At 74.0% G+C, this 25,674-nt stretch carries 22 protein-coding genes; 11 read left to right on the forward strand and 11 right to left on the reverse strand.

Annotation, left to right across the window (positions count from 1 at the left end; genetic code table 11):
• Window positions 1-150: 150 nt before the first annotated feature.
• Entirely contained in the window at window positions 151-1,413 is a 1,263-nt protein-coding gene (locus tag FRAEUI1C_RS06110) for an ABC transporter substrate-binding protein (RefSeq protein ID WP_013422414.1), read from the forward strand.
• Window positions 1,414-1,595: 182 nt separating this feature from the next.
• Here FRAEUI1C_RS06110 and gnd read toward each other — a convergent pair whose 3' ends face one another.
• Entirely contained in the window at window positions 1,596-2,615 is a 1,020-nt protein-coding gene (gene gnd / locus FRAEUI1C_RS06115; RefSeq protein WP_013422415.1) for a phosphogluconate dehydrogenase (NAD(+)-dependent, decarboxylating), read from the reverse strand.
• A gap of 312 nt (window positions 2,616-2,927) precedes the next feature.
• Between gnd and FRAEUI1C_RS06120 the strand changes: the two genes are divergently transcribed.
• The 3 genes from FRAEUI1C_RS06120 to FRAEUI1C_RS06130 all read left to right on the forward strand — a co-directional run bounded on the left by FRAEUI1C_RS06120 (window position 2,928) and on the right by FRAEUI1C_RS06130 (window position 6,581).
• Window positions 2,928-3,974, forward strand: coding sequence for a dihydroxyacetone kinase subunit DhaK (locus FRAEUI1C_RS06120; RefSeq protein ID WP_013422416.1), 1,047 nt, complete (start codon window positions 2,928-2,930; stop codon window positions 3,972-3,974).
• Between the two features lie 77 nt (window positions 3,975-4,051).
• Window positions 4,052-4,807 (forward strand): dihydroxyacetone kinase subunit DhaL, encoded by a 756-nt coding sequence (gene dhaL / locus FRAEUI1C_RS06125; protein WP_013422417.1) that lies wholly within the window; start codon window positions 4,052-4,054, stop codon window positions 4,805-4,807.
• A gap of 181 nt (window positions 4,808-4,988) precedes the next feature.
• A complete protein-coding gene (locus FRAEUI1C_RS06130; RefSeq protein ID WP_013422418.1) occupies window positions 4,989-6,581 on the forward strand; it encodes a serine/threonine-protein kinase in 1,593 nt (530 codons plus the stop codon).
• A 34-nt stretch (window positions 6,582-6,615) separates the two neighbouring features.
• Here FRAEUI1C_RS06130 and FRAEUI1C_RS06135 read toward each other — a convergent pair whose 3' ends face one another.
• Window positions 6,616-7,395, reverse strand: a complete 780-nt coding sequence (locus tag FRAEUI1C_RS06135) for an SDR family NAD(P)-dependent oxidoreductase (protein WP_013422419.1) — start codon at window positions 7,393-7,395, stop codon at window positions 6,616-6,618.
• Between the two features lie 93 nt (window positions 7,396-7,488).
• Between FRAEUI1C_RS06135 and FRAEUI1C_RS06140 the strand changes: the two genes are divergently transcribed.
• On the forward strand, window positions 7,489-8,064 hold the full coding sequence (locus FRAEUI1C_RS06140) for a TetR/AcrR family transcriptional regulator (protein WP_013422420.1): 576 nt from the start codon (window positions 7,489-7,491) through the stop codon (window positions 8,062-8,064).
• A gap of 44 nt (window positions 8,065-8,108) precedes the next feature.
• Here FRAEUI1C_RS06140 and FRAEUI1C_RS06145 read toward each other — a convergent pair whose 3' ends face one another.
• From FRAEUI1C_RS06145 to FRAEUI1C_RS06155, 3 genes are all read right to left on the reverse strand, one after another.
• Entirely contained in the window at window positions 8,109-8,618 is a 510-nt protein-coding gene (locus FRAEUI1C_RS06145) for an NUDIX hydrolase (RefSeq protein ID WP_232425319.1), read from the reverse strand.
• Complete coding sequence (locus FRAEUI1C_RS06150) at window positions 8,615-10,150, reverse strand: dihydrolipoyl dehydrogenase family protein (protein ID WP_013422422.1); 1,536 nt, start codon at window positions 10,148-10,150, stop codon at window positions 8,615-8,617. Before FRAEUI1C_RS06150 ends, FRAEUI1C_RS06145 begins: the two co-directional genes overlap by 4 nt.
• 136 nt (window positions 10,151-10,286) lie before the next feature.
• Window positions 10,287-12,347, reverse strand: a complete 2,061-nt coding sequence (locus FRAEUI1C_RS06155; RefSeq protein WP_013422423.1) for a glycerol-3-phosphate dehydrogenase/oxidase — start codon at window positions 12,345-12,347, stop codon at window positions 10,287-10,289.
• A 332-nt stretch (window positions 12,348-12,679) separates the two neighbouring features.
• On the opposite strand from FRAEUI1C_RS06155, the gene FRAEUI1C_RS06160 reads away from it, so the two are divergent.
• A complete protein-coding gene (locus FRAEUI1C_RS06160) occupies window positions 12,680-13,852 on the forward strand; it encodes an acyl-CoA dehydrogenase family protein (RefSeq protein WP_013422424.1) in 1,173 nt (390 codons plus the stop codon).
• A 14-nt stretch (window positions 13,853-13,866) separates the two neighbouring features.
• Window positions 13,867-14,973, forward strand: coding sequence for an acyl-CoA dehydrogenase family protein (locus FRAEUI1C_RS06165; RefSeq protein ID WP_013422425.1), 1,107 nt, complete (start codon window positions 13,867-13,869; stop codon window positions 14,971-14,973).
• A gap of 18 nt (window positions 14,974-14,991) precedes the next feature.
• On the opposite strand, the gene FRAEUI1C_RS06170 is transcribed toward FRAEUI1C_RS06165, so the two are convergent.
• Entirely contained in the window at window positions 14,992-16,365 is a 1,374-nt protein-coding gene (locus tag FRAEUI1C_RS06170; RefSeq protein ID WP_013422426.1) for a hypothetical protein, read from the reverse strand.
• Window positions 16,366-16,583: 218 nt separating this feature from the next.
• On the opposite strand from FRAEUI1C_RS06170, the gene FRAEUI1C_RS06175 reads away from it, so the two are divergent.
• Both FRAEUI1C_RS06175 and FRAEUI1C_RS06180 read left to right on the forward strand, forming a co-directional pair.
• A complete protein-coding gene (locus tag FRAEUI1C_RS06175; protein ID WP_013422427.1) occupies window positions 16,584-17,249 on the forward strand; it encodes a TM2 domain-containing protein in 666 nt (221 codons plus the stop codon).
• 2 nt (window positions 17,250-17,251) lie between these two features.
• A complete protein-coding gene (locus tag FRAEUI1C_RS06180; protein ID WP_013422428.1) occupies window positions 17,252-17,890 on the forward strand; it encodes a LysE family translocator in 639 nt (212 codons plus the stop codon).
• Between the two features lie 46 nt (window positions 17,891-17,936).
• On the opposite strand, the gene FRAEUI1C_RS06185 is transcribed toward FRAEUI1C_RS06180, so the two are convergent.
• Window positions 17,937-18,695 carry an alpha/beta hydrolase family protein gene (locus tag FRAEUI1C_RS06185; RefSeq protein WP_013422429.1) on the reverse strand — a complete coding sequence of 253 codons (759 nt, stop codon included), beginning with the start codon at window positions 18,693-18,695 and terminating at the stop codon, window positions 17,937-17,939.
• Window positions 18,696-18,893: 198 nt separating this feature from the next.
• On the opposite strand from FRAEUI1C_RS06185, the gene FRAEUI1C_RS35945 reads away from it, so the two are divergent.
• The gene (locus FRAEUI1C_RS35945; RefSeq protein ID WP_013422430.1) at window positions 18,894-20,228 is read left to right on the forward strand and encodes a hypothetical protein; all 1,335 of its coding nucleotides are present in this window, start codon (window positions 18,894-18,896) and stop codon (window positions 20,226-20,228) included.
• 10 nt (window positions 20,229-20,238) lie between these two features.
• Window positions 20,239-21,093, forward strand: a complete 855-nt coding sequence (locus tag FRAEUI1C_RS06195) for a patatin-like phospholipase family protein (protein WP_013422431.1) — start codon at window positions 20,239-20,241, stop codon at window positions 21,091-21,093.
• A gap of 22 nt (window positions 21,094-21,115) precedes the next feature.
• On the opposite strand, the gene FRAEUI1C_RS06200 is transcribed toward FRAEUI1C_RS06195, so the two are convergent.
• The 4 genes from FRAEUI1C_RS06200 to FRAEUI1C_RS06215 are packed head-to-tail and all read right to left on the reverse strand — an operon-like array spanning window position 21,116 to window position 25,671.
• Window positions 21,116-21,907: a tryptophan 2,3-dioxygenase gene (locus tag FRAEUI1C_RS06200; RefSeq protein WP_013422432.1), complete on the reverse strand. Its 792-nt coding sequence runs from the start codon at window positions 21,905-21,907 to the stop codon at window positions 21,116-21,118.
• The gene (locus tag FRAEUI1C_RS06205) at window positions 21,904-23,289 is read right to left on the reverse strand and encodes an FAD-dependent oxidoreductase (protein WP_013422433.1); all 1,386 of its coding nucleotides are present in this window, start codon (window positions 23,287-23,289) and stop codon (window positions 21,904-21,906) included. The genes FRAEUI1C_RS06200 and FRAEUI1C_RS06205 overlap by 4 nt, the downstream gene beginning before the upstream one ends.
• Window positions 23,282-24,568, reverse strand: coding sequence for a kynureninase (kynU, locus tag FRAEUI1C_RS06210; protein WP_013422434.1), 1,287 nt, complete (start codon window positions 24,566-24,568; stop codon window positions 23,282-23,284). The genes FRAEUI1C_RS06205 and kynU overlap by 8 nt, the downstream gene beginning before the upstream one ends.
• Window positions 24,565-25,671 (reverse strand): amidohydrolase family protein, encoded by a 1,107-nt coding sequence (locus tag FRAEUI1C_RS06215; protein ID WP_013422435.1) that lies wholly within the window; start codon window positions 25,669-25,671, stop codon window positions 24,565-24,567. The genes kynU and FRAEUI1C_RS06215 overlap by 4 nt, the downstream gene beginning before the upstream one ends.
• Window positions 25,672-25,674 lie beyond the last annotated feature (3 nt).

Here is a 25,674-nt window from a genome sequence, read left to right on the forward strand (position 1 = left end):
TGGGCCAGGGTCAGCAGGCCCAGCACCAGAACTGCGCCACTTCGCCTCGTGGCAGGTCAGGGGCCCTCTGCGTTCGTCGTCGGCCGCCGCGCTAGGGTCTGCCACAAATCAGATCAGTGACAAACGTCACGATCAGGGTGGGGCGGTCTCATGATTTTTCGGCGTAGGCGTGCGCGGGCCGGGAACGCGGCGTTCGCGGCCGTGCTGGCCTGGTTACCCATCGCGATCGCGGCCTGTGGGACGTCGAGCTCGACCTCCAACCGAGCGGCCGCCTGTCCGACACCGGCGCCGGGCGTGACCGCTACCTCGATCAAGGTCGGGTTCATCTATCCTGACAGCGGTCCCGCCGAGATTGTCTCCGTCTTCGGGGCGGCCCGCGGCGGTGTCGAGGCCCGCATCGACCAGCAGAACGCACAGGGTGGCGTCAACGGCCGCAAGCTCGATCTCGTGTGGGGCGACGACCGGTCTGACCCGGCGACCTTCTCGCTGGTGGCGGGCGACATGGTCCATGCTCAGCAGGCCTTCGGCCTCATCAGTTCGTCGATTGTGCTGGACAAGTCGGCCGACTGGCTCGCGAAGGAAAACGTTCCGATCACCGGCTTCGCCACGAGCGCCATCTGGAGCGACTACCCCAACCTTTTCCATACCGGTAACCGCTTCAACTCCGGCGGCTCCTCCGTGTTGGGTGACTTCGTCAAGGCGCGGGGCGGGACGAAGGCACTGGTCCTCGTCGACCCGAACGTCGCGAGCTCCCAGGGCCTCGTCGCCCAGTCCGCCGCCAGTCTGCAAAGCCGCGGAATCCAGGTCCTCGGCCAGGTGGCCTACACCCAGGGGGCCGGCAGCGCCGCTCGCGTCGCCGAACAGGTAAAGAAATCCGGCGCGGACACCCTCGTCGGCGCTGCCCAGTCCGATGCCTTCATCGACATCTATGCGCAGGCCAAGGCGCTCGGAGCGAACATCATCGTCGCGGTGGACACCAGCTCCGCCAGCCCCGCCCTGCTTGCGCGCCGCGGCAGCGACATGCCCGGAATGACATTTCCATCCACGACCGCCGCGCAGGGCAGCCCGGCGATGATCGCCTACCAGCACGCGATGAGCACCTACGCTCCGGAGGTGACGGATCAGGGCGACCAGATCGCGATCGGCGGTTACACCATCGCCGACGAGATGATCGAGGGCCTGCGGCGTGCCGGTCCCTGCCCAACTCGCGAGGCTTTCATCCGGAACCTCCGCGAGATGACCAACTTCACGGCTGGCGGCCTGATGGCGCCTGTCGATCTGTCCCAGCCGAAGCTGCCGACGCTCTGCGAGAGCTTCCTCAACGTCGACCGGTCGGGCCGGAGTCTCGTCCTGGTACAGCCACCCGCCGCGCTTGACCACGACGGCTACTGGTGTGGCGTGTCACTCCAGTAACGCCCAACGTGGGTGGCCCTGCGGGACTCCTGACTGGTGGAACGACAGCCCGCCCACCGTTGATCACCCGCCAGGCGTGGTGGTTGCCCGACCCGACCACCACCACGCGACCCAGGTTGGCGATCAGCAGGCTCGATCGGGCCCGGCCGGACGACAACGAGGGCGTGGCAGGCGCGGCCTGCTCAGCTGGCTGGCTTCTCGCTGTGGCCGCCGAACTGCTTGCGCATGGCCGAGAGGATCTTGTCGGAGTAGAGGGCCTCGCCGCGGGAGCTGAAGCGTTCGTAGAGGGAGGCCGTGAGGACGTGGGCGGGGACGCCTTCCTCGACGGCGGCCAGCACGGTCCAGCGGCCCTCGCCGGAGTCGGAGACGCGGCCGCCGAACTGGGCCAGCTCCGGGTCCTCGACCAGGGCGGCGGCGGTCAGGTCCAGCAGCCAGGACGCGACGACGCTGCCGCGCCGCCAGACCTCGGTGATCGCCGGCAGGTCGAGGTCGTACTGGTAGTACTCGGGGTGGGTGAGCGGGCTGGTCTCGGCGTCGTGCTCGCCGGCCAGCGCCTTGCCGATGTTGGCCTTGTTCAGCACGCCCAGGCCCTCGGCGAACGCGGCCATCATGCCGTACTCGATGCCGTTGTGAACCATCTTGACGAAGTGGCCGGCGCCGGGCGGGCCGCAGTGCAGGTAGCCCTGTTCGGCCGGGGTCGGCTCGCCGGAGCGGCCGGGAGTGCGCTCCGCGGTGCCGATACCGGGGGCGATGGTCGCGAACAGCGGCTCGAGGTGCGAGACGACCTCCGGCTCGCCGCCGATCATCAGGCAGAAGCCGCGCTCCAGGCCGAAGACGCCGCCCGACGTGCCGACGTCGACGTAGTGCAGGCCCTTGGCGTGCAGCGCCTTGGCCCGGTCGACGTCGTCGCGGTAGTAGGAGTTGCCGCCGTCGATGATGATGTCGCCTGGCTCGAACAGGTCGGCCAGCTTGAAGACGGTGTCGCCGGTCAGCCCGGCCGGGACCATCACCCAGGCCGCCCGCGGGGTGCTCAGCGCCGCGGCGAACTCCTCCAGCGTGGTGGTGCCGGTGGCGCCCTCGGCCGCGAGCGCGGCGACGGCGTCCTTGTTGACGTCGTAGACGACGCACTCGTGCCCGGCCCGCTGCAGCCGGCGCACCAGGTTGGCGCCCATCCGGCCCAGGCCGATCATCCCCAGCTGCATGTTCGTCTCTCCGCTCGTCGCGCGTGTACCCACCCGAGTCCGCCGCTACGGACCTACCACCACCGACGACCGGCTCCAAGCCGGTGCTGCCGTCACGATCGCCACAAATCGTGCCGCACGCTGAGCTGCCACACGAACTGTGCTGCCACAAAGGGTGCCAGCCTCGGCACGTCCCGCACCACTGTGCCCCTGCGCCGCCAGACCCCGCCAACCGGCCCCGCCGGAGGGGCTCGGTTCTTGATCCGGTGGGCTGGAGAGGTGTAGACCCCGGGCTATGAGAGCGCCAGAGCGTGGCCGACAGCGTGGCCGACGATGACCGCGCAGGACTCGATCCCGGCCCAGCCCAGCGTCGAGGCACCGCGGCGGCAGTTCGTCAACGATCCCGACGCCATCGTCGAGGAGGCGCTGGAAGGCCTTGAAGCGGCCTATCCACGCCTGATCCGGTGGAACCGCGATCCCAGCTTCGTCGCCAGGGCCACGCCGGCGCCCGCCGGGCAGGTGGCCGTCCTCTCGGGCGGCGGGTCCGGGCACGAGCCGCTGCACGTCGGGATGGTCGGCGCGGGGATGCTCGACGCCGCCGTCCCGGGCGCGGTGTTCGCGAGCCCGACGGCGGGGCAGATCCTGGCCGCCACCCAGGCGGTGTCGGGCGGGGCCGGGGTGGTGCACGTCGTGAAGAACTACACCGGCGACGTGCTGAACTTCGAGATCGCCGCCGAGGTCGCCGCCGACGACGGGATCGAGGTGCGCCAGGTCCTGGTCGACGACGACCTCGCGACGACATCCGCCACCGGCGACGGGCCGGGCCGGCGCGGAACCGCCGCGACCGTCGTCGTCGAGAAGATCGTCGGCGCGGCGGCCGCCGCCGGGGCCGACCTGGCCCGGGTCGCCGCGCTCGGGCAGCGGGTCGCCGCGACGTCACGGTCGATGGCCGTCGCGCTCGCGGCCGGCGCCCATCCGGGTGACCCGCGGCCGTCGTTCGACCTGCCGCGCGACGAGGTCGAGTTCGGCGTCGGGATCCACGGGGAGCGGGGGGTCGGCCGGAGGGCCTTCGCCTCGGCCGACGAGCTGGCCGACCTGCTGGTCCGGCCGCTGGTAGCCGATCTCGCGATCGGGCGCGGCGACCGCGTCATCGCGATCACCAACGGCCTGGGATCGACGACCAACCTGGAGCTCGCGGTCATCCATCGGCGGGTCGCGACGATCCTCGCGGCGGCCGGCATCACGATCGAACGGGCGCTCGTCGGCCCGTACGTCACGTCGCTGGACATGGCCGGCTGTTCGGTGACGTTGACGAGAGCCGACGACGAGCTGGTCGCGCTGTGGGACGCCCCGGTCCGCACGATCGCGCTGAGCTGGTGACCCTGGCCGGCGCGGCGCCGGCTTCAGGGTGGCGGAGCGGCGCCGCCGGTGACCGGCGGTGCGCCGAAGGAGGCGAAGTGGACGGAACAGCGGTGGACGCGAACGAAAGCCCAGACCAGCACGCGACGGGCGAGGCCGGCGAAGGCACGGTGGTCGGCGAACGTCCAAGGGCCGGCGAACGTCCAGGGGCCGGACACCCGCGGGCCGACGACCAGCCCGGCGGCCTGGACGTGGTGGGCGCGTGGGCATGGGTGGAGGCGTTTCACCGGCGGTTCTCGGCCGACGCCGCCGAGCTCGGCGAGCTCGACCGGCGCGCCGGTGACGGGGACTTCGGGAACAACATCCTGGCCGCGCTGCGGCGGGTCCGGGCGCGGCTTGAACAGACGCAGCCGACGACCCCCGGCGCGGTGTTCCTCGGCGTCTCGCACGGGTTCCTGAACACCGGCGGCACGTCCGGCCCGCTGTTCGGCCTGTGGTTTCGAGGCATCGGCCGGGCCACGGACGGCCCGGTGCTGACGCTCGCCCAGTTGGCCGCCGGCGTCGACGCCGGCACCGCGACGGTCCAGCGCCTCGGCAAGGCGCGTCCCGGCGACAAGACCATGGTCGACGCGATGGTTCCGGCCGTGGGCGCGCTCGCCGCCGCCGTCGCGGACGGGCTTGATCTTGCCGATGGCGTCGCGCTGGCCGCCGAGGCCGCCCGGGGCGGCGCGCTGGCCACCGAGGCGCTGCGCGCCCGTCGTGGCCGGGCCTCCTACGTCGGAGATGTCGCCCGTGGCGTGCTCGACCCGGGCGCCCTCACCGTGGCGCTGTTCTTCGACTCCTGTCACGGCTAGTCGCGGCCGGCCCTTTCCCGAGACGGCACCGAATTGCCGAGCCGGGCCGGTAGCGAGGGCGGAAGGTCGGTTTTCCGACCGGTTGTCCCGCACCGCGCGGCGCGTGGCATATTCAGCCGTGCGCGGTCGCTCCGCGCCGCCTGATCTTGTGAGTCCGCACTGCTGGGGGGCACCACCGACGATGACCGAGACCGGTGTTCCCCTGCAGGAGCGGCGCCCGGGCGACCCGGAGATGCTCGGCCGCCACCGGATCCTGGGCCGCCTCGGTGCCGGCGGCATGGGAGTCGTCTACCTGGCCGAAGGCCCGTTCGGGCAGGTGGCGATCAAGCTTATCCGCGAGGACCTGGCCGACGACCCGGATTTCCGGCGCCGGTTCCAGCGCGAGGTCCAGGCCTGTTTCCGGGTCGGGGGTACGCGGACGGTCCGCTTGGTCGACTTCGAGTTGGCCGCGGCTCGGCCGTGGCTCGCGACCGAGTTCGTCGACGCGCTCAATCTTGCCGAGCATGTGCGCGAGCATGGCCCGCTAAGCGCCGACGAACAGCTTCTGCTGGGCGCCGGCCTTGCCGAGGCATTGCTCTCGATTCACGCCACCGGCCTGATCCATCGCGACTTCAAACCGTCGAACGTGTTGTGGACGGCGCACGGTCCCAAGGTCATTGATTTCGGTATCGCCGCGGCGGCCGACGCGGCCGGCCTGACCTCGACCGGGCATTTCGTCGGCACGCCCGGCTGGCACTCGCCCGAGCAGGTCTCCGGCCAGGAGGTCACCGGCGCGGCGGACATCTTCGCCTGGGGCGGGCTGCTCTGCTATGCCGCGACCGGGAAGGCGCCGTTCGGCACGGGCACGCCCGAAGTGGTGCTGCACCGGGTCGCGGCGGCCGAACCGATCGTCGACCGCGAACTGCTCGCGCCGGCCCTGCGCGAGCCGGTAGCCGGCGCCATGGCCCGGGACCCGGCGGCCCGGCCGACCGCCGCGGACCTGTATGCCGCGCTGATCGGCCCGGTGCCCAGCGACGTCAACCTCCCGGTGACCCGGGTCCTGGTGTCCAAGCCGGGGGATACCCCGCCCTCCACCCCCGTCGCCGTGACGCCGACGCCCCCGTGGTCGGCGACCGTGGCTGCGGGCCAGGGCGCGCCCGAGGCTCCCCGGCCGCGCCGGTCGCGCAAGCTGATCGCCACGTTCGTCGTCGGTGGCGTGCTCCTGCTCGCCGCGGCCGGCACCATCGTGGGCCTCGTGGCGACCCGGGGTAATGGTGATGGTGGCACTCCGGCCAGCGTCGACACCTCGGCCGACTTCACGGCGGACGCCCCCTGGCGGATCACGATCGACGACCAGATCAACGGCAACGACGCCGAGGGCTGCGCGGTGACCGTGCTGGACGGCGACGGCGTGGAGCGCGGGAAGCTCGACGGGATCTACGGCCGCAAGACCTACCAGGTCTCCGTGACCGGCGCGTTCCACTGGACCGTCAACAATGACGCCTGCGTCGTGACCCCCGAGAAGGGCGCGGGCGACGTGCCACTGCCCTTCGCCCAGCAGGCCTACGAGGGCGACACGCCGTCCTTCCAGGCGCAGGGTGCGATCTCGGTCGACCCCATCGACTTCGGCGACGCCGACAGCTGCGATCTCACCCTGCGGGCAGTCGACGGCCGGACGCTCGACTTCACCACGGCCCACAAGGGCGACGGCCCGGTCACGCTGGACCCCGGCGCCCCGACCGAGGTCTACCTGTCCGAGCCCGGCTGCGGCATCAAGATCTCGGCAGCCGGGTAGCCGGACCGGCGGCGCCGGATCAGGCCGCGGCGGCTCAGGCGGCAGCCGGCTGGACGAAGCCGCGGATGGCCGTCAGGCCGCCGTCGACCGGGATCGTGGCGCCGTGTACGTGGGCGGCGTCGTCGCTGGCCAGGAAGACGGCGACGGCCGCGACCTCGGCGGTGCGGGCCAGCCGCCCGTCCGGGGCGGTCGCGGTCAGCTCGGTCAGGAAGTCCCGCAGGCCCTCGTTCCACTCGGTCTCGGTCGGGCCGGGGGCGACGGTGTTGACGCGGATGCCGCGCCGGCCCCACTCGGCCGACCAGGACGTCGTCAGCGAGTGCAGCGCCGACTTCGAGGCGCCATACAGGGCTGCCCCGTTCATGCCGATGAGGCCGTTGATCGAGCCGACGTTGACGATGACGCCGGCGCCGTGGTCGAGCATCGCCGGCACGAGCGCGGCGGCGAGCAACAGCGGTGCCTTGATGTTCGTCGCGAGGACGGTGTCGATCAGGGCGTCGTCGGTCTCGACGGTCGGCCGGCCGCCGACGAGCGCGGCCGCGTTGTTCACCAGGATGTCCACCCGGCCGCCGGCCACCGCCAGCGCGTCCCGGGCCAGTGCCGCGACCCCGGCGCCGTCCCGCAGGTCGCCGGCGAGGAACGTAGCCGCGCCTCCGGTCTCGGTGATCTCGGCGACGACCTTCTCGCCGGCCGCCGTCCCACGCCCGGTCACCAGCACCTGGGCGCCTTCGGCCGCGTACGCGAGCGCGATCCCGCGGCCGATGCCACGGGTGGACCCCGTCACCAGCGCGGTGCGGCCAGCCAGTCGTTGCGTCACGGCGTCTCCCTCACGTTGCTTAATGGACTCTGCGGTCCAATCCTGGCCCGCGAATAATGGACTGGCAAGTCCAGAACTTGTAGGTTGGCTCACGTGAGCCGCCCACTCACCGCGAAGGGTGCAGCCACCCGCGAGCGGATCGTCTCGGCCGCCGCCACGCTCGTCCGTGCCCAGGGGGCGCAGAACACCGGGCTCGACGACATCAGGGCGTCCACCGCGACCAGCAAGAGCCAGCTGTTCCACTACTTCCCGGGCGGTCGGGCCGACCTGCTCTACGCGGTCGCGGTCCACGAGGCGGCCCTGGTGATCGCCGACCAGCAGCCGGAGCTGGACCGGCTCGGGCCGCCGCCGAGCTGGCGGGCCTGGCGCGAGACCGTCGTGCGCAAGTACCGGGAGCAGGGACGGCAGTGCCCGCTGCGCTCGCTCACCAGCCAGCTCGCCGACTCCGACCCCCGGGTCGGGCCGCTGGTCGCGTCGATGGTGTCGGACTGGCACGCCTTGCTGCTGGCCGGAACCACCCGTGCCGGGGCCACGGCGCCGGACGCGCTGGCGACGTCCGTGCTCGCCGCGGTCCAGGGCGGCGCGGGCCTGCTCATCGCGACCGGCGAGCTCGGCTACCTGGAGACGGCCGTCGACCTCGCGATCGCGCCGCTGGTCGCGGCGGCCTGAGTCTCCGGCCGGCTCGCGCGACGGCCTGGCTGTCGCGCGGCCGGTCAGGCCTGCTGGGTCTCGCCGGGCGGGTTCAGTAGCCCGAGCAGGCGGTCGAGGAACGTGACCTGGCCGCGGACGAGCTTGGTCCGGGCGGTCGCCACGTCGAACCAGGCGACCCGGTCGATCTCGGGGAAGGCCTGGACCCGGCCCGAGCCGCGCGGCCATTCCAGCTCGAAGGTGTTGCTGACGGCCGTCGCCGGGTCGAACTCGCCGCGCAGCGCGTACGCCGTCACGATCTTGCCGGTGGACTGGCGGGCCTCGCCGAGCTCCAGCCACGCACCCGCCGGTGGCGGCGAGCCGAGCTCCTCGGCGAACTCCCGCGCGGCGGCCAGCCGCAGGTCCTCGCCGGGCTCGGTCTCGCCCTTCGGGATCGACCAGGCCCCCGCGTCCTTCCGCGCCCAGAACGGCCCACCCATATGGCCGATCAGCACTTCCGGGCCGTCCTCGACAACCCGGAACAGCAGCAGCCCGGCGCTGACCACCCGACCGCCGCCGGCCCGACCCCCGCTCACAGGCCGTAGGTCTCCAACAGGCGAAGCCAGACCTCGCTGACCGTGGGGAACGAGGGGACGGCGTGCCAGAGCCGCTCCAGCGGCACCTCGCCCACGATCGCGATCGTCGCCGAGTGCAGGAGCTCCTGGACGTCCTGACCGGTGAAGGTGGCGCCGACGAGCACGCGGCGTTCCTCGTCGACGACCAGCTGGGAAGTGCCGACCAGGCCGACGCCCCGGACCGAGGAACCGGCGACGCCGCTGGTCGGCACCGAGACGGCCCGGACCGGCAGGCCGGCCTCGCGGGCGGCCTGCTCGGTCAGCCCGACGGCCGCGACCTGCGGGTCGGTGAACGTGACGCGGGGGATGAGGCGCTCGCCCGCGACCTCGACGGGTACGGCGCCCGCCGCGTCCCGGCGGCCGGCGACGAGGTCGGCGACCAGCCGGCCCTGGTACTTGCCCATATGAGTCAGCAGAGCCCGGCCGTTCACGTCGCCGATCGCGTAGAGCCAGCCGTCGCCGTCCGCCTCCCCCGAGCCGCCGGTTGCCGGCGTCGCGCCCACCGCGCGCAGGCTGCTGTCGACCGTGACCGGGCGGCCGGGGGTCAGGCCGACGGTCTCCAGTCCCAGGTCCTCGGTGGCGGGCCGGCGGCCGACGGCGACCAGGATCTCGTCGGCCGTCAGCTCGTCGCCGTTGTCCAGGGTCACCACGACGGGCGGCCGCCGGCGCTCGCTCGACGCGGGCCCCGGCGCGGCCCCGTCGTCGCCGCGCCGGACGGCGGTGACGCGGCAGCCGGTGCGCACGGCGATGCCCTCGGCCTCGAACGCGGCGCCGACCTCGTCACCGGCGAACGGCTCCTCCCGGGCGAGCAGCCGGGGCTGGCCCTCGATGATGGTCACCTCGGCCGTACCGAGCCGGCGGAACCCCTGAGCGAGCTCGGTACCGACCGCCCCGCCGCCCAGCACCACCAGCCGGCGCGGAACGAGGGTCGCCCCGGTGGCGCTCCGGTTGTCCCACGGCTCCACGTCGGCGAGGCCCGGAATCGGCGGCATGAACGCCTTCGTCCCGGTCGCCAGCACGACCGCCTTGCGGGCCGCCAGCCGCCGGGTCGTCCCGGCCGGCGTCCCCGCGTCCGGCTGGATCGCGTCGGCGGTGTCGACGTCCACCCGCAGCGGGCCGGCCAGCCGGCCGCGGCCCCGCACCAGCGTGACCCCGCGGTCGAGCAGCCACGGCACCGCGCCCTCGTCCGAGTAGCCGCCGACCATCTCGTCCCGCCTGGCGAACGCGGCCGGGGTGTCGATCTCGCCGGTCACGGCGCTCGCGGCGCCGGGCACCCGGCGCGCCGCCGCGATGACGTCTCCCGGCCGCAGCAGCGTCTTGCTCGGGATGCACCCCCAGTAGGAGCACTCGCCGCCGACGCGCTCCCGCTCGACGACGGCCACCGACAGCCCGGCCTCGGCCGCGCGGCCGGCGACCACCTCACCCGCCGGCCCGGCCCCGATCACGACGACGTCGAAGACCTCCGGGCCTGGCCCGTTCGCGACTGCGCTCATGTCACCCCGTTCGCCCTGGCTGTTGCCGAGATCGACCGTTCCACGACCGTGACCGTAAGGCCTGGGCGCCCCGCGGCGGCGCAGGCTGCCCGGGGCCTCGTCAGGTGGCGCGACGACCGTCCGGCTGGCCGCCCGGTCAGGAGGCCAGGTCGGTCATGGTGCCCGGTGCGGCGCCGTCGGGGTGGGACGGGCCGGTGCCGCCGTTGCTGGACACCCGGCTGATCGAGCTGACGACGGCGCGGCGGGCGGCGCGCAGGCTCGCCGCGGCGGTGGCCGCCGCCGAGGTCGCGGCCGACGCGACGGTGACCCCGGTGATCGGGACCGTCTCGTCCAGGTCCACCTCCGCGGGAACGGGGGGCGTCGGCTGCGGGCGGGCGGTGGCGCGCACGGACGGCAGCCGGCGGGCGTCCGGCGCCGCGCGGCGGGCGACGTCGGCCGTGGCGTCGTCGGGCGTCTCCTGGGACGCGCGCTCGGCGGCGACGCGGGCCTCGTACAGGTCGATCTCGGCGCGGGTCCGCGTCTCGTCCCACCCGAGCACCGGGGCGACCAGCGCCGCGACCGGCCCGGCGGCGGCCAGGCCCCGGTCCGCGGCCTCGAAGGAGATGCGGGTGCGGCGGGTCAGCACGTCCTCCAGCCGCAGCGCGCCCTCATGCGTCACCGCGTACAGCGCCTCGACGGCGAGATACGCCTCCGCGCCGGGCAGCGCCGCGCCCAGGCTCGGGTCCGCGACGACCAGGTCGACGAGTTCCTCGGTCAGCGTCCCGTACCGGCGTAGCAGGTGCTCGATCCGGGCGACGTGCAGGCCGGCGCGCTCGGCGAGCCGCTCGCGGGCGTTCCACAGCGCCTGGTACCCGTCGGCTCCGAGCAGCGGGGTCTTGTCGGTGCACGACGGCGGTACCACCCTGGTCAGCCCGGCGGCCGCCGCGTCCACCGCGTCCTCGGCCATCACCCGGTAGGTCGTGTACTTCCCGCCGGCGACCGTGGTGAGTCCCGGCGCGGCGGCGAGGACGGCGTGCTCGCGGGACAGCTGCGCCGTGTCCTCGGACTCGCCGGCCAGCAGCGGGCGCAGGCCGGCGTAGACCCCGACGATGTCGTCCCGGGTGAGCGGGCTGCGCAGCACCCGGTTGAGCTGGTCGAGCAGATAGTCGATGTCGGCCCGGGTCGCCGCCGGGTGGGCGAGGTCGAGCTCCCAGTCGGTGTCGGTGGTACCGATGATCCAGTGGGTGCCCCAGGGGATGACGAACAGCACGCTGCGCTCGGTGCGCAGGATCAGCCCGGTGGTGCCCTGCAGCCGGTCGCGCGGGACGACCAGATGGACGCCCTTCGACGCCCGCACGGAGACGGGCCCCCGGGCGCCGCCGAGCAGCGCGTGCAGGTCGTCGGTCCACACCCCGGTGGCGCCGATCGTCTGGCGGGCCCGGACCCGGATCTCGGCCCCGCCGGGCGACTCCAGGTCGCGCACGACCGCGCCGGTCACCCGGTCCTCCTCCCGCAGCAGCCCGACGACCGGAGCGGACGTCACGACCGCGGCGCCGTACCTGGCCGCGGTGCGGGCGACGAACATCGTGTGCCGGGCGTCGTCGACCTGCCCGTCCCAGTACTGGATCGCGCCGACGAGGGCGTCGGGCCGCAGCGCCGGGAACTCGCGCAGCGCCGCCTTGCGGGTCAGATGCCGGTGCAGCGGCAGACCGCCGGAGTGCTGTGTGCCGGGAGCTGGGCTGATCCGGGCCAGGCCCTGGCCCAGGGTGTCGTAGAGCAGCACGCCGCTGCCGATGTAGGCCCGCTCCCAGCCGTGGTGCGTCAACGGCAGCAGGAACGGCACCGGGCGGACCAGGTGCGGGGCCAGCGTCTCGAGCAGCAGGGTCCGCTCCCGCAGCGCCTCGCGGACCAGCGCGCCGTTGAGCTGCTCCAGGTAACGCAGCCCGCCGTGTATCAGCTTGCTGGACCGGCTGGACGTGCCCGCCGCGAGGTCGCGGGCCTCGACGAGGGCGACGGACAGGCCGCGGGCCGCCGCGTCCAGCGCGGTGCCGGCGCCGGTGACGCCGCCGCCGATGACGAGCACGTCGAACGTCTCGGTGGCGAGGCGCCGCAGTGCCTCGGCGCGCTGCGCCGGCCCGAGGCGGCCGCCGGCCGTGGCGATCGGCGGGACGGCGGCGGCGTCGGGGACGAAGCCGTCCGAAGGGTCCGTGCCGGGCATCGGGGGTACCTCCTACGGATACCTGTGCGACCGAGAGCGGGTTCGGGGCGTGGTCCCCGTCAGCCACCATCGTGCCGGGCGGGTGCGACAACCGCCCCCGAGGCGGATCGGAGACGCGGTGATGTACGCCGCTGTTGGGCTGGTGTCCCGGACCTGGTAACCAACCGGCCGACCCGATCCCTTCAGCGCCTGCATCGTGCGCCCTTCCGGTGGATGATCGCGGTGTCGGCCAGCCAGCCGTCGCGTCATCTGTTACTTATGGGTAACCTATGACCCGCCGGCCGACGCCCCGGCACCGCCCGGCGGTGCCGCGCACCCGGGAGCGAGCACCCATGGATCTGACGTTCACCCCGCAGGAGGAGCAGTTCCGTTCGGAGCTGCGGAGCTGGCTCGACGCCAACATCCCCCAGGAGTGGCGCGAACCCGTCTTCTGGGAGCGGATCCCCGCGGACGAGGGCTTCGAGCTGCGCCGTGACTGGGAGCGGCGCAAGGCCGCGGCCGGGTTCGCCGGGATCGCCTGGCCCACCGAGTACGGCGGCCGCGGTGGCACGCCCGGCATGAAGGCGATCTACGACGAGGAGATGGCGCTCGCCAGCGCCCCCGAGTCGGCCAACGCGCTGGGCCTGACGTTCCTCGCGCCGACGGTCATGGCGATCGGCACCGAGGAGCAGAAGCGGGACATCATCGGCCCGATGCTGCGCAACGAGGTGATCTGGTGCCAGGGCTTCTCCGAGCCGGGCGCCGGCTCGGACCTCGCCGCGCTGCGCACCTCCGGCCGGCTGGAGGGCGACGAGTTCGTCGTCAACGGCCAGAAGATCTGGACCACCAACGCGATGCACGGCGACAAGCTGTTCACCCTGGTGCGGACCGAGCCCGGTAGCCAGTCCCACCGCGGCATCTCGATGCTGCTCATCGACATGCACCAGGAGGGCGTCGAGGCTCGCCCGCTCAAGCAGATCAGCGGGGCATCCGAGTTCGGCGAGGTGTTCTTCACCGACGCCCGGGTCAAGGTGTCCGACTGCGTCGGCGGCGTCGGCAACGGCTGGAAGACCGCGATGATGCTGCTCTCCTTCGAGCGCGGCGCCTCCGGCATCTCCCAGTACGCGAACTACCGGCGCGGCTACGACCAGATCGTCGCCGCCGCCCGCGTGCTCGGCCGGGACACCGACCCGACGCTGCGCCGTGAGCTCGCCAGCCGGCTCGTCGAGCTGGAGTGCCTGCGCTACCACGCCATGCACGTGCTCACCCAGGTCGAGCAGGGCCACGACCTCGGCTCCGAGTCCTCGATCACCAAGCTGCAGTGGTCGGAGACCTACCAGAAGCTGTTCGAGACGTTCGACCATCTGCTCGGCGTCGACGGCGTCCTCACCTCGCCGGTCGAGGGCCTGGACCTCAGCGCCCTGCAGCACGAGGCGTTCTGGACCCGGTCGGTGACGATCTGGGGTGGCTCGTCGCAGGTGCAGCGCAACATCGTCGCCGAGCGCGTGCTCGGCCTGCCGCGGTAAGGGGACGAGGCACAGTGTTCTTCGCGCTGACCGATGAGCAGCGGGCGCTCGCCGAGACCGTCCGCGACTATCTCGCGGACCGGTTCGACCTGACCGCCGTCCGGGCCGTCTTCGAGGACACCGCCGGTGACGGTCACCCGGCCGACCTGTGGAAGGCGTTCGGCGAGCAGGGCTGGCTCGCGGTGCTCGTGCCCGAGGAGAACGACGGGCTCGGCCTCGGCCTGCTGGACGCGCAGGTCATCGCCCGCGCGCTCGGGGCCGGCGCGGTGCCCGGGCCGTGGCTGGCGACCGTGCTCGCCGGCGAGGCGGTCCGGCTCGCGGGCTCCGCCGAGCAGCGTGCCGCCGTGCTCGGCCCGCTCGCCGCCGGCGAGCTGGTCGCGACGGTCGCGCTGCGCGCTCCCGGCAAGGCGTTCGACGTGTCCGGGGTGGGCGTCACCGCCGACGCCGACGGGCGGCTGACCGGGACGGCGTCGCCGGTCGAGTACCCGGCGGTCGCGCGCCTCGCCGTCGTCGCGGCCACCGAGCCCGACGGCGGGATCGGCCTCTACCTCGTCGAACCGACCGCCCCGGGGGTCACGGTCGCCCCGCACACCAGCTACGACGCCACGACGAGGCTCGGCGGCCTTACGTTCGCCGGCGCCGCCGGCGAGCGGCTGGCGGGCTCCAGCGGCGACGTGCTCGCCGACCTGAACCGGCGCGGCGCGGTGCTCACCGCCGCCGACCTCGTCGGCTCCGCGCGGGCCGCGATCACCCGGACCGTCGAGTACGACAAGACCCGGGTCCAGTTCGGCAAGGCGGTCGGCAGCTTCCAGGCGATCAAGCACACCCTCGCCGACCTGCACGTCGCGGTCCTGATGGCCGAGCACGCCGCGCTGTACGCCGCGCACGCGCTCGACGAGGCCCTGCCCGACGCCGAGCTCGCCGTCGCGGTCGCCAAGGCCAAGGCCAACGACGCCGCGACCGCCGCGACCGGCGCGATGATCCAGTACCACGGGGGCATCGGCTTCACCTGGGAGCACGAGGCCCACTTCTTCTACAAGCGGGCCAAGCGCCTCGTCGGCACCTTCGGCGACTCCGCCCAGCACCTGGACCGCGTCGCCGCGCTCAGCCTCGACAACTGAGGACCCTGGCCCGCGGGGTCAGTGGCAGTGCACGCGCCTGGTCCAGAGCAGGACGGGCGGGGTCGCGGTGTCGCTGCCGCCGTAGGTGTGCTGCCAGTCGCCGAGGGCGTTGGTCTGTTCGGGGCGGACGGCGAGCACCAGGGGAGTGCCGGGGCGGATGCCGGGCCTGCCCTTCGCCGTCGGCATGCCCTCGACCCAGCGGGTGTAGAGATCGGTGACGTCGGCGGTGATCTCGCGGGGCCTGGTCGCGGTCGCGGCCGGCTGCCCGTCGGCGCCGGGCTGGCCCGCGGCGGCGAGCGCGGCCGTGTCGCCGTCGCCGACGGGGTTCGGCAGGTTGTACGGCGTCCAGTCGAAGTCGCCGCGCGGCCGGTTCGCGACCAGGTCGAGCGTGGGCACCCTGGCCGGCACCACGCCGCGGGCCAGGCCCGTCAGCGCCGACGGATAGACCCCCAGCGGATAGGGGCCCTCGTCACCGATCGTGCCCTCGCTCGCCAGCAGCGTCAGCCGCAGCTGGACCTGGGCCACGCAGGCCAGGGGTGCCGGCAGCAGCGGGAAGACGAGCTCACCGGTGAGCAGGTGGTCGTCGCCGCGGCGCGGCACGTGCCGGTACATCCGGCCGACCGGGAGCCCACCCGAGGCGGCGGTGACCGCGGTCGGGCGGCCGCTGCCGGCCGCGAACGCGCTCAGCAGGAACGTCCGGGTGGCCGCGATCGGGACGCCGGGCGACTCGGTGACCGGGGGCGGGGCGGCGGTGGTCGTGGCCACGACCACCGCTGGGGCGCTGGGGGTGGGCAGCAGCGGGCGCAGCGCCGCCGGCCCGCCGCCCATCACGCCGAGCACCACCGAGCCGAACGCGATCAGCAGGACGGCGCCGCCCGTCGTCGTCAGGAAGATCCGCCCACCAAGCCCGGGTGACCGCAGCGTGACGCCGAGCCGCCGGTCGAGGCCGCGTTCGACCCGGCGGCCGATGCGAGCGAGAACGGCGCGCGTCTTGCGGGCGCGGCGACGCGCGAGCCGCGCCGGACCGGCGACGCCTGCCGTCAACAGCCAGGCCAGCCGGACCAGGCGGCGTCCGGACCAGCGCAGGCCCAGGCCCGTATGCGCCGCCGTCACTCGCCCAGCCCTGGCCGTGGCGTGGGCCGCCTGAACGCTCGCGCGGGTGATCCGCCTGACCCGCGGCGCTGCGCGCGCGCCGGGAATCCTCGCGAGGCCGGTTCGCGCCGGGCGCCCCTCAGCGGGAGTCCGGTACAGCGCCGCGGTCCGGGCTTCCGCGGCTGCCGGGCCCGTTCCCGAGACCGTCGGCGTCGTCGGTGGCTCGGGGGGCGCCGGGGCGAGCGGAGCAGGTGGGCTGGCGTCGTCCCGCGTGGTCGTCACCACCGAGAGGTTGTCCATGTGTGAACTCCCGGGTGTCGACCCCTCTTCGTGGTGAAGATGTCACTCCAAGTCGCGTTCCCGCCTGGAGGCGCGCCGGGTGCACCTGTGGGCCTCCTGTGTCCCGACAGATGCCGCTAGCCTGCCGGCAGCACGGTGTCGGGTCGGGGACGCGCGCGCCTACCTCCTGGATCGCTGCTGGTACGTTTCGGCCCGATTCAGACCCTTGGAGTGCCGCCATGTCGACCCCAGCTCCTGGCCAGTCGCCGGACCCGTTCGCCAAGCCCGGGCCGCAGCAGACCCCGGCCGGCGGGCCGGCCTACCCGCCGGCTCCCGGGCCTTACGGCGACCCGACCGCGCCATACTCCGGGGGCTACGCGCCTGGCGCCGGTGACCCGAACGCCGGGTACGGCTACCCGCCCGGCGGCTACCCGCCCGGGGACCCGAACGCCCAGTACGGCACCCCGCCAGGCGGCGGCTACCCGCCGGCCGGCGACCCGAACGCGCCCTACTACGGCCAGCCCGGCTACCCGCCTGGCCCGGGTTACCCGCCCGGCCCGGGCTACACCCCGGCGCCCGGTGACCCGGGCTTCGGCTACCCGCAGCCCGGCTACCAGCAGCCCGGCTACGGCGTGCCCGCCGTCTGGGGCGCGGACCCGGCGGCGCCGTTCGGGCGGCACCAGCTGACGGGTGAGCCGCTCTCCGACAAGGACAAGCTGACCGCCGGCCTGCTGGAGATCTTCCTCGGCTGGTGCGGCGCCGGCCGGTGGTACCTGGGCGACTACGGGATCGCGACCGCCCAGTTGCTCACCTGCGGTGGCCTGCACATCTGGTCGCTGATCGACGGCATCATGATGTTGACGGGCAGCGTCCGGGACAAGCAGGGCCGCCCCCTGCGGGACTGACCATGATCTCCGGAGAGCAGCTGGCGGGCTTCGCCGTCGCGGCGTTCGTGCTGATCGTGATCCCGGGCCCGAGCGTGCTGTTCGTGGTGGGGCGGGCGCTGTCGCTGGGGCGGGGCGCCGCGATCGCGAGCGTCGTCGGCAGCGCCCTGGGCAACTACGTCGTCGCGGTGCTGGTCGCCTTCGGCCTCGGCACGCTGGTGGAGCGCTCGGAGCTCGCGTTCCTGATCATCAAGCTGGTCGGCGGGGCGTACCTGGTCTGGCTGGGGGTCCAGGCGTTGCGCCACCGGCGGGCGTTGGCCGAGGTGGCCCAGGCCCGGGTCGCGGCGACGTCCCGGTGGCGGACGGCCCGGCAGGGCTTCGTCGTCGGCCTCACCAACCCCAAGGCACTGATCATGTTCGGCGCGGTGCTCCCGCCGTTCGTCAGCCGGGACGCGGGGCACGTGCCGGCCCAGATGCTGCTGATGTCGCTGGTCGCCATCTGCATCGGGCTGGTCTCGGACACCGTGTGGGCGATGACCGCGAGCGCCGTCCGGTCGTGGTTCACCCACGACACCCGCCGGCTCGCGGCCGTCGGCGGCGCCGGCGGCCTGGCGATGATCGGCGTCGGCCTGACGGTAGCCCTCACCGGCCGCCGCGGCTGAAACCGGCGCGGCCCGGGTCGCGCCGGCCTCGCGAGGCGCGCGGGCGTCAGCCGAGCAGCTCCGGGAGGGCTTCGGCGACCAGCTTCCAGTCCGGGGTGGCCGGGTCGATCAGCGAGTAGTGGTCGCCCGGGGTCTCCAGCAGGCGCGCGGTGGCGCCGGCGGCGGTGGCGGCCTCGACGTAGCGGACGCTCTGGTCGAACGGGACCTCGTCGTCGGCGCGGGCGTGCGCGCACAGCACCGGGACGTCGAGCGGGATCGCCGCGCCCGGATCCGCCAGGCGATAGGCCTCCGGAAGCCGTGCCGGGGTGCCCCCCATGAGGTCAACGGCCGCCGTGCCGCCTACGCCGTCGCGGGCGCAGTCGGCCAGCCACACCGCGCCGGCCTGGGAGACGACGCCGGTCAGCTCGACGCCCGGCCGGGCGCCCGGCGCGCCGGCGGGCAGCCTGGAACGCCCGGCGGCCCAGACGGCGAGGTGCCCGCCCGCGCTGTGCCCGACGGCGACGAGCCGGGAGGTGTCCACCGGCAGCGTCGCCAGCAGGTCGATCCCCGCGGCGACGTCGGCGAACGTGGCCGGCCAGCCGCCACCGTGCCCGACCCGCCGGTACTCCAGGTTCCAGGCCGCGTAGCCCCGCCCGGCCAGGTCCCTGGCCAGCGGCCGGGCCAGCGTCGAGCTGTACCGGGCCCGCCAGAACCCGCCGTGGAGCAGGACCACGGTGCCGCGCCCGGCCCCCGCACCGTCGGCCGGCAGCCACAGCTCGCCGAACTGGTCGCCATCCCGGCCATACCGGTGCACGCTCGGTCGCACGCCGCGCTCCCGCCTGGACAGAGAGAACATTTCCGCGCAGCCGTCGACTGGCCCTGCCGGCGGGCGCCACTCGACGTAGCCTGATCACGGGGGACGTGCTGCGCCCCCCAGGGGACGGGGCGTGATCACGCTTCCGTCCGCGTCTGGAGGGCATCATGCCCTCAGGCCGTGCCCGGGCGCACGGGGAGGTGGTCGCCGATGAGCCGGTATGCGGTGGACGTCCACGACCACGCGCTGGTGGTGTCCTGGGACACCGGGCTCGGCGACGTGGCCGCGCGGGTCGCCCATTTCCCGACCTCGGTGGACGAGTCGGACGCCCTTCAGCTGGCCCGCACGCTGACGTTCCTGTCCGCCGCGGCCTGGCGCACGTACACCCACCCGGAGGAGGCCGCGCTGCAGGCGCTGCCGACCGGGGACGACAACCTCAGCGGCCGCGGCCGCGAGGTGTTCGGCAAGGTGGTCGCGGCGATCGAGAGCCCGCACCTGCCGCGCGAGGGGCTGATCCAGCAGGCCGTGGTCGTCGTGGAGGAGGCCGCGCACCGGGTCGGCCGGGCGCTGCACACGATCGCCGACACCGAACTGACCACCCAGGTCGCCGCCGACGTGCGCGCCGAGCTGGCCGCCGTCGAGAGCGCCGAGCTGGGTGAGCTGTCCGGCCGCGCCCGCCAGGCGGTCACGCTGAGCCGGGCCGACGCCTCGCCGCTGCAGATCGCCGCGGCCGACCTGCTGCTGCGGGGCGACCCGTTGGGCTCGCGGGCGCTGTTCACCGACGTCGAGCCGACCGCGGCCGCGATCGCGGCCGCGCACTGGCTGCACGCGGCGGCGATCGTCGCCGCCCAGCACGCCGACCTCGACGTCACCCAGGTCGTCGCCGAGGCGGACGCGATCGAGCCGCTGCCGCACCGGACGCCGACCCTGGTGCTGCACCAGGTCGAGGCGGGCGACTCGCCCCGCGAGGCCGTGCTCGACCTGATCTCGCACGCGATGGTCGTCGCCGAGGGGCGCAACCCGGACCTGGACGACATCTTCGAATGGGTCGCCGAGATCGTCGAAGACGGCGGCCCGCGTGACGCCGACGGTGACGACGACGGCCCGCTGCCCCGGCTGCTGACCCGCCCGCCGACGCCGGTCGACGGCCTGGCGATCCAGATCCGCGGCGGCCTCGACGACGGCTCCGACGACGACCACGCCGACGACCCGCTCGGCCTCGCCGACGATGACGATGACGATGACGAGGAGATCGGCGAGACCGTCGTGCTGCCGGACCGGCTCACCCCGCTGGACCCGCGCCGCCCGGCCGTCGACCTGCTCGAGGACCTGCTCGCCGGGATCCACGGCTGCTGGCTGCTGTACCGCGAGTTCGCCGATCCGCCCACGGTCCCGCGCCCGCCGGAGCCGGCCGCCGCGAGCGCCGTGGCGCCGACCGCCGAGACCGTCGCCGCTGCCCGGCGCATCCGGCGCGAGCAGCTGCGGGCGGCGTTCGACGACGAGGTGCGCGCCGCGGCCGCGACCCTGCGCGACCAGCTCGTCTAGGCTGGGGCGCATGTCGCGGGCGCTGGTGCTCGGTGGCGGCGGGCTCGCCGGGCTGGCGTGGGAGATCGGGCTGCTGGCCGAGCTGGCCAACGGCGGGTCGGATCTGGCCGCGGCCGACACGGTGATCGGATCGTCGGCCGGCTCGGTGGCCGGCGCGCTGCTACGGACCGAGCCGAGCCTCCAGCCATCGCTCGCGTTCCAGCTGGCGGCGCACGAGGCGGGAACCGAGCTGTCGGTCAAGCTCGACCCGGAGCTGCTGTGGACCATGTTCGGCGAGGCGGTCAGCGGCGCCCGCGACCTGGAGTCCGCGCTGTCCCGGATCGGCGCGATGGCGCTGGCCACGCCGACGGTCGCCGAGGCCGAGCGCCGTCAGGTCATCGAGGCCCGGCTGCCCAGCCACGCCTGGCCGGCGGCCCGGCTGCTCGTCACCGCGATCGACGCCGAGCGCGGCGCGCTGCTCGTCTTCGACAAGGACTCGGGCGTGCCCCTGGTCGACGCGGTGACGGCCAGCTGCGCCGTCCCCGGGGTCTGGCCGCCGGTGACGATCGGCGGCCGACGCTACATCGACGGCGGCTCCGGCTCGCCGACGAACGCGACGCTCGCCGCCGGCCACGATGTCGTGCTCGTCGTCGCGGCGATGACGATGCCCGCCCGCGGCCCGTTCCTCGGCATCGACGACGAGGTGCACGAGCTGGAGTCGACCGGCAGCAGGGTGATGGTGATCAGCACCGACGACGCCGCCCAGGCCGCCTTCGGCGTGAACCCGCTGGACCCGAGCGTCCGCCCGGCCTCGGCCCGCGCCGGCCGCCGCCAGGGCCGCTACCTCGCCTCCGCCGTCCGCGCCTTCTGGGCCGGCGCGGCATAACTGGTGGGGGCGGTGTAGCCGGTCAGGGCCGGGACCGGACCTGCCAGAGGTCGGGGAAGCTGGGGCGAAAGAGGGTCGAGCGCAGGTAGGCGCTGCCGGCCGAGCCGCCGGTGCCGGCCCGGGCGCCGATGATCCGTTCGACCATCTTGACGTGGCGGTAGCGCCATTCCTGGATTCCCTCGTCGATGTCGACAAGGGCCTCGCACACACCGGCGGGGGCGGCGCGTTCGTCCTGGTAGACCTCCAGGAGGGCGGCCTGGACCGCGTCGTCGCCCGGCCAGGCCTCGCTCGGATCCCGGTCCAGGATCTCGGCGGGGAGCTGCCAGCCGGCGGTGGCCAGGTAACGCAGCAGCGAGGCGAAGACCGACCGGCGGCCCACGATCGCGTCGAGGGTGGCGTCGCCGCTGGGGTGGGGGAAGTCGCGGCGGCCGAGTGTCGCCTCGATCCAGCGGAACTGGGACGACTGGAACCCGCTGGACGAGCCGAGCTCGGGGCGGAAGCTCGCGAACTGGCGCGGGGTCATCGTCTCCAGGACGTCCAGCTGCCCGACGACCGTCTTGAGGATCTTCGCGACCCGCCCGGCGGTGTGCATGGCGCCGACGCCGTCCCCGGCTTCCAGCCGCCGCTGCAGCAGGGCCAGCTCGTGCAGGATCTGCTTGAACCACAGCTCGTACACCTGGTGGATCACGACGAACAGCAGTTCGTCGTGCTCGTCGGTGCGCGGGTGCTGGGCCGCGAGCAACTCGTCGAGGTGCAGGTAGGTGCCGTAGGTGAGCTCGTCCGCGTCCTGGCTGGACCCGCTCGGGCCGGTCATCGGCGCCGGCCGCGGCTGGTGAGGGCCCCGACTCGGAGGACCCCGGCCCCGAGGCCCGCGATCCCGGCGGCGGCGAGCGCCGTGAGCCGCGTCTGGCGGCGCATCCGGTCCGGGATCTCGGCGTAGGGCATCGTGGTGAAGCTGACCAGTTCGTAGCGGGAGACGAACCGGCCGGGCAGCCGGCGTTCCAGCCAGTGCTCGGCCGCGACCTTGGCCTGGAAGACCTTCGAGCTCACCCGGTCGCGCATCTCGACGAAGTTGTCCAGGGCCATCTCGGCGATCGCGTCGCAGTTCGCCTTGCGGCGGCGTTCGTACGCGGCCAGCGCCGCGGGCCAGTCGTCGCCGGACTCGGCCAGGCAGCGGTCGATCTCGACGCAGTCCTCGAACGCGCAGTTCGCGCCCTGGCCGAAGAACGGCACGATGGCGTGCGCCGCGTCGCCGACGAGCGCCAGAGTCGTGGCCACGCCCGCGCCCACGCTCGTACCGCTGTGCACCCACGGCCAGGCGCGGATCGTCGCCAGCGAGCCGAGCGGGTTGCGCTGGTAGTCCTCGACCAGGTCCGGCGCCAGCCCGACGACATCGGGATAGTGCGCGCGGAAATGGTCGACGATCTGTGCGGGGGTCCGCAGCGCCGCGAACTGCTCGGCCGTCCAGAACAGGGTGCAGGTGAAGGACCGGTCCAGGTTCGGAAGGGCGATCATCATCGACTCCCCGCGCGGCCAGATATGCAGCGCGTCCGGGTCCAGCGCGAACTCGCCGTCCCGGGCCGGGATCGTCAGCTCCTTGTACCGGTGGTCGAGATAGTCCTGGCCGAACGTGAAGCCTGGCCGGAACGTGACCGCGCGCCGGGCCGCGCTGAACGCGCCGTCGCAGGCCAGCACGAGGTCCGCCCTGGCCAACCGCGGCCCCTCGTCGGTGTCGAACCGCAGCTCGCCGGTGTCGAGATCCAGCTGGGTCAGCCGGCAGCCGAACGACACGTTCACCCCGGGCGTCTTCGCCGCGACGTCGAGCAGCGCGAGGTTCAGCTCGGCGCGGCTGATCGAGTTGATCGCCCGGCGGCCGTCGGCGCTGTACGGCCGGAAGCTGCGCCCGCCGGCCTGGTCGTGCACCATCCGCCCGTGCATCGGCAGCGCCCGGGACAGGGCCTGCTCCCGCAGCCCGACCTGGTCGAGCGCGGCCAGCCCACGCGCGGAGATGGCCAGGTTGATCGAACGCCCGCGTTCCGGCGGCGCGGCGCGGGGATCCTCACGCCGCTCGTAGACGACCACATCCAGGCCGCGGCGCCCGAGCAGGGTCGCCAGCAGGCAGCCGGCCAGGCCGGCTCCGATGATCACGACGCGCCGCGGCTCCCGCGGGTCGCCGGCGTGGGCCCGCTCAGGCATCGAGCACCGCCGCGAGCGCGCCGGCGGCCCGCCAGCAGTCGTGGAACGTGCAGTACAGCGGCGCGGGGGCCAGCCGGATCACGTCGGGGCGCCGGGCGTCGGCCAGGACGCCGTGGTCGTGGCGCAGCCGCTCGGTGAGCGGGCCGACGTCGTGGCCGTGGACGCGGACCGAGAGCTGGGCGCCCCGGCGTTCCGGCTCGCGCGGGGTGATGATCTCGACAGACCGTGACGCGCAGACCTCGTCGAGCAGCGACTCCAGGTAGGCCGTCAGCCGCACGCTCTTGGCCCGTAGCGCCGGCAGGCCGGTCTGGTCGAACATCTCCAGCGAGAGCAGCACCGGCGCCAGCGCGAGGATCGGCGGGTTGGACAGCTGCCAGGAGTCGGCCGAGTCCACGGGCGTGACCGTCGGCGCCATCTGGAAGCGACTCGCCGGGTCGGTCGACCACCAGCCGGCGAGCTTCGGCAGCGACCGGTCGGCCAGGTGCCGCTCGTGGACGAAGGCACCGGCGAGCGAGCCCGGCCCCGCGTTGAGGTACTTGTACGAGCACCAGGCGGCCCAGTCGGCGCCCGCGTCGTGCAGCCGCAACTCGACGTTGCCGGCGGCATGGGCGAGGTCCCAGCCGGCGACGGCGCCCGCCGCGTGGGCGGCGGCGGAGATCGCGGCGACGTCGAGGAGTTCGCCGCTGTAGTAGTTGACGGCGCCGAGCAGCACGAGCGCGACGCCCGCCCCCTGCTCGGCCAGGCAGGCGACGACGTCCTCGGAGCGCAGGGCGGCCTCGCCGGGCCGCGGTGCCAGCCGGACGACCGCCTCGTCCGGGTCGTAGCCGTGGAACGCGGCCTGCGACCGGACCGCGTAGCTGTCCGACGGGAACGCGCTGTCCTCGATGACGATCCGGTGCCGGTCGGGGGTCGGCCGGTAGAAGCTGACCATCAGCAGGTGCAGGTTGACGGTCAGGGAGTTCATCACGACGACCTCGCGCGGCAGCGCCCCGACCAGGCGCGCGGCCGGCTCCCGGGCCAGCTCGTGGTAGGGCAGCCAGGGCCGGCGGGCCTCCAGATGCCCCTCGACGCCGAGCCGGGCCCAGTCGTCCAGCTCCTCGCCGAGCCGGGCCCGCAGCGCCTTCGGCTGTAGCCCGAGTGAGTTCCCGGCGAAGTAGGCCGCCGTCCCGCCCGCGTGCGGCGGCAGGTGGAACTCGTCCCGGCGGGTCGGCAGCGGATCGTTCGTGTCCAGCTCCAGCGCCTGGCTTTCCCGGCCGACCAGGGTGAGCGGGCCCGTCACCCGAGCCCCTCAACCAGGCCCGCGCCCGCGGCGGCGGGTGCGGTGGCCGGCGCGGCTGTGGGTCCGGCGAGCCCCAGGAAGTCGCGTGCGTTGCCGGCGAGCAGCCTGGCGCGGGTGGCGGCGTCGAGGAAGTCGGCCGCGTGGACGACCGAGCCGGCGGGGCGTTCGCCGAGCGGGTAGGGGTAGTCGCTGCCGACGACGACCCGGTCGGCGCCGATCGTGTCGACGAGCAGCCGCAGCGCGCCGGCGTCGAAGACCACCGAGTCGACGTAGAACCGGCCGAGGTAATGCTCGGGGTGCAGCTCGGACGTGCCGATCACGTCGCCCCGCCGGTGCCAGGCGTTGCCGAGGCGGCCGAGCCAGAAGGCGAACGAGCCGCCGCCGTGGGCGAAGCAGATCCGCAGGCCCTCGTCGACCCGGTCGAAGACCCCGCCGAGGATCATCGCGAGGATCGACAGGTGCGTCTCGGACGGCATCCCGACCAGCCACTGCGCCATCCACCGGTCGAGCCGCGGTGAGGTCGGCATGTCCCACGGGTGCACGAAGACCGGCGCGCCGAGCGCCGCCGCGTGCTGCAGGAACGTCACGACGCCCTCGTTGTCGAGGTCGTGGTCGCCGACGTGGTTGCCGATCTCGACCCCGACGTGGCCGGCGGCCAGGCAGCGCTCCAGCTCGGCGCAGGCCGCGTCCGGGTCCTGCAGCGGCACCTGGCACATCGGCAGCAGCCGCCCGGGCGCCGGCGCGCAGATCTCCAGCGCCAGGTCGTTGAGGATGTGCGCGATCTTCGTGGCCTGGGCGACGTCGTGGGCGTAGGAGAAGAAGACCGGGGTGGGGGAGACGACCTGCCGCGCCACCCCGTCGGCGTCCATGTCGGCCAGCCGGATCTCGGCGTCCCAGCAGTCCGACGCCACCCGGCGGAACTCCCTGCCGGCCAGCATGATCATGACTTCGGCCTCGGTCTCGAACCGGGCGGTCGGCGTGTCCGGGCCGAGGTCCGGCCAGCCGTGCGGCACGTAGTGGGTGTGGACGTCGATCACCTCGACGCCCGGGGTTGGAGGCTCGGCGGCCGGGGACTCGGTAGCCTGGGATTGGGCGGGTCGCATGGG

Source organism: Pseudofrankia inefficax, from assembly GCF_000166135.1.
GTDB lineage: Bacteria > Actinomycetota > Actinomycetes > Frankiales > Frankiaceae > Pseudofrankia > Pseudofrankia inefficax.